Source organism: Nostoc sp., from assembly GCF_054880495.1.
Genome location: NZ_JBTYKD010000250.1, coordinates 1 through 3,844, shown reverse-complemented (window position 1 = coordinate 3,844; position 3,844 = coordinate 1). Strand labels below are relative to the sequence as shown.

At 43.2% G+C, this 3,844-nt stretch carries 3 protein-coding genes; 1 reads left to right on the top strand and 2 read right to left on the bottom strand.

What is annotated here, in order from left to right; translation table 11 throughout:
* Positions 1–237: 237 nt before the first annotated feature.
* Complete coding sequence (locus ACYTXL_RS23385) at positions 238–1,206, top strand: hypothetical protein (protein WP_461922576.1); 969 nt, start codon at positions 238–240, stop codon at positions 1,204–1,206.
* A 67-nt stretch (positions 1,207–1,273) separates the two neighbouring features.
* On the opposite strand, the gene ACYTXL_RS23380 is transcribed toward ACYTXL_RS23385, so the two are convergent.
* Together ACYTXL_RS23380 and ACYTXL_RS23375 are read right to left on the bottom strand one after the other, a co-directional pair.
* Entirely contained in the window at positions 1,274–3,352 is a 2,079-nt protein-coding gene (locus ACYTXL_RS23380; protein ID WP_461926815.1) for a recombinase family protein, read from the bottom strand.
* 11 nt (positions 3,353–3,363) lie between these two features.
* Positions 3,364–3,844: hypothetical protein (locus ACYTXL_RS23375; RefSeq protein WP_461926814.1), on the bottom strand; the 481-nt coding region annotated here is incomplete at its 5' end.

Sequence of the window (3,844 nt, the reverse complement as noted above, 5' to 3'; positions counted from 1 at the left end):
AAAATACCGACGGTGTATTCATATTGCACCTTGATTCAATGAAGTTTAGGGATATTCTCCTCTTTATGATTATTCTCCACTCAATGCGCTGCAATTGGGTATAGATTTTCTCACAAGTGAGCGAGCCTCCCCAAGGGAAGAGCTTCGCTAAGGTGAAAAAAGTAGTGGTTAGTGAGCTAGGAGTGAGCTACTAATAGGGTAGGCTAGAGTTGTATCAAGTGTGGAAGTCTACCAACTATGGCAACAAAAAATCCCCGTATAGCAGCCTACCCACCACCCAAAGTCTATGAACTGTTGGTTGAATTTAAGCGCTCTCAAGGATTAAAGTCAGATTCTGCCGCTATCGTGGCAATTCTGGAGACTTACCTATGCGGTAGCATACCCAATGTGCTACCAAGTGAGCTATCAAATACGCCAAAGCGAATTGAGGATTTAGAGGTGAAGGTGAGTAGTCTACTTTCTGATGTAGCAGTACTTAAGCAGGCAATGAGTCAGTATACTTGTCAAGCATCTGGTGAAGACCTATCGCACAACGAATACCTGCATCAACCTGATAACTACGAGGTATTAAGTGAGCCACCAAACGAATCACCCAACAGAATCCTTGACTTGACAAACGAATCTGTAGTTACGTCCGGGAGTACATCTAGAAGTGAGCTACCAATAACTGGGGCAGATGTTGACACTGAATTATTGAAGTCATCTGTTATTGAAACCGTATCCGCCGACAGTGAGCTATCAAATGAGTCACTATTGGTAACACCAACTGCTGAATCTATTTTAAATTCCACACTAATTGAGGAGAACACGCCTCCCTATAATGAGCTACTAAGTGAGCCAGCATCAAATGACTTACTAGAGACCGTCATTGGTGAGCCATTTCATAGCTCACTTGATGATCTACCACTGCTCGAAGAAAATAATCATCCCAAAGTATCATCTGCCAATAGTGAGCTAGTTAATGACTTACCTGATAGCTCACCAGAGAAATCCGAAAGTAAAAATTTCCTTCAAGTACCACTTCACCTCACTGGTGCAGCTTTAGCAAGAAGATTAAATGTTTCTCCCAGTACCCTTCGTCATAAGAAAAATGATGCCAATTTTGGGCAATGGACTTCTCTTCATGATCCAGATGGAATTGCTTGGCATTTTAATGGTGAAAAATTTATTGAAAAACCCTCACCCGAAGACAGTAAAACCCCTTGAGTACAAAATTACTCAAAGGGGTTAACGATATTCAAACTATTGTTTTCGGCTCACTATCAAAGTGGTATTATTCAGATTTAACTGGTACGCGGCGGATTTTTTCACGTAAAGTCTCTAAAACTTCGGGTGTGACTATATACCACCAAGGGCTTCTAGGAGTTTCTTGGAATGCCTGAATAATTCCTTTGTCTCGCCAGTAATAGACAGTATGAATTCCAACACCAAGTTTTTCAGCCAGGGCACTGGTGGAATAATAACCTTCTGGACTAACCCCTAAGTGTGCTACTTGTGGGTTACTTAAAGGCTTTTCAATCCCAAACTTCCAACGAATCCAGGCGACACCTTTTTTTGTAAAAGCACGCCCAGTACCACCCACCAAACCTCGGCGATTGAGTTCATGAGCAATTTCGCTATCAGTTCGACCCACAGCTAATTCTTTAATGAGTTGAATGACTTGGTTGGGTGTTCGGAATTTTTCTGCATTTGTTGGGCGTGTCGCAATCAATTCACTTGTAACTCCTGTATGCCAGAGTATTTGGACACGAGTGGAACGTTCTGGAGCATCAATTGGGGTAATAGCAACTTGTTTTACTAACAACCCTAATATCTCTTTACGCTCAAGGTTCGTAGTAGTACTGGCGTGCCAAAGTGTGGGAATATCGTTGGCTAACTGTAAAATTTGTTGCCGTTGCACTGCTGTTAATTCCAGCCGTTGTACAAGACGTGCTTTTTGGTATGCCTCTTCTAACTCTGCTAACTGTTGTAATTTTTCATTCCATCTCTTTTCTAGTGTACGGGCTACTAAACGATTTTCTGGCTCGGTTGCATCATATTGTCGAAAAGCTCTTTCAGCTTCGTAACGTGCCCTTTCCAGTCGCAGTTGCCATGTTTTATCCGCCTCATCTGCAATATTTTCAAGTTCAGATAGGACAGCAAGAGAAATATCTAGTTGCTCGTCCGTAAAAGCTGACAGCACATGAGCGGAAACGGCTGTATCAATTGCTGCTCCCGCAACGCTCCAGCAAGCGCCGACGCTACCATCTTGTTTACGAGCTTGGGTACATTCGTAAGCTGCTCTACAACCACCAGTACCGTGGTAGCGAGGACTCATACGGCGACCGCATTTACCACAAATTACTAAACCTTGGAGGAGAGCAAAGCCCTCTCTAGGTGTACCTGGACATCCATCTGATAAAGAAATTGGGCAATTGCGTCTGAGTCGCTCACAATTAGACAAATATTCTGGCCAACTAATGTAAGCTTCATGAGCGTTGTGGATGATTACTTTCCATTCTTCTTGGGGTAGTTGCTGGATTTTAACCTTTTTTATTTGTCCAGCCTCAATTACATTAAAACTGCGTCGTCTACCATACACGTATGTTCCTGTGTAAGTTGGGTTGTGCAGTAGGGCAGTTATACGACTAAGGTTGGCTGGGCCCCAATGAAGTGTACCAATATCCCCAGGTCGCCAACGTCTTCTTGGGAAAGGAATTTGGTTTACACAAAAGTAGCGCATCACCTTAAATGCTGTTCTAAGTTCGCGGAACTTTTGAAAGGCTAACTGTATTGCGGCAACTACACCTTCATCTGGGTCTAGCACCAATTTTCCTTCGGGGTCATAGACATAGCCAGTAGGGGGAGAACAGCGCAACTCTCCTTTTTTAGCTTTATTGAGTTTGGCTCCTTGTAACCGTAAGCGCATACCATGTAGTTCCGTGTGGCTCCAAGTTCCCTTAAACCCCAGTATCACTCGGTCATTAAAATCATTTGGGTCGTAAATCCCATCGTGGTCAATGACCAAGGTATCCGTTAGGGCACAGATATCTAAAAGTTTATGCCAATCTGCTTGGGAACGAGAAAATCTTGAAGCTTCCAGAGCCAAAACAGCCCCCACCTCCCCTAAACCAACAGCAGCCATTAGTCGATGAAAATCTTCGCGTCCTGTTGTAGTTTGACCACTTTTACCAAGGTCACTATCCAATACTTCGATTTGACTCTTGTCCCAACCCAAGGTTAATGCACGGTCAGCTAGGGCATATTGTCTCTCAGTACTTTCACGGTGAAATTCTACCTGATTGGGTGTTGACTGTCTTAAATACACAACAGCACGGCGTTCCAGATGGGTTGAACTAATTTTATTATTCATCTGGTTTACTCCTAGTTATCGCTTTCTCTGTCTGTTGAGTGGAGAGTATTTTGTCCACTAACCGTGCTGTTAGCTTTATGAGGCGACTTAGCCTTTCTTCGTTTTTGGGTTGAGCGGTTGCTAGTAGATGCTTTTTCCTCATTTTTTTTCTTGTGTTCGACTTCAATATCATCAAGAACACAAGAAGATTCGGACGTTATAATTTGCGATCGCCGAGCTACCCATTCGCTTAATTGCAGTAATTTCTCAGGTAAAAACTTCCCGACTGTTTGGACTGTGAAAGCTTGCTGTGTCCATAGGTCGGTTTCCGTTGCTGGTAGAGACAAAAATCCTCCTAAAGGACTTTCTATAGTTACTTTAGTCTCTCGGCCAATTTTACGAATTTGCTGTATTACAACTGACTGACCACATAACGGGTGGATGGGATTGATGATGGTGACACGACTTCCCAAAAGTGACTTGAAGTTATGTGCAGTCTTACTGTACTGTTCC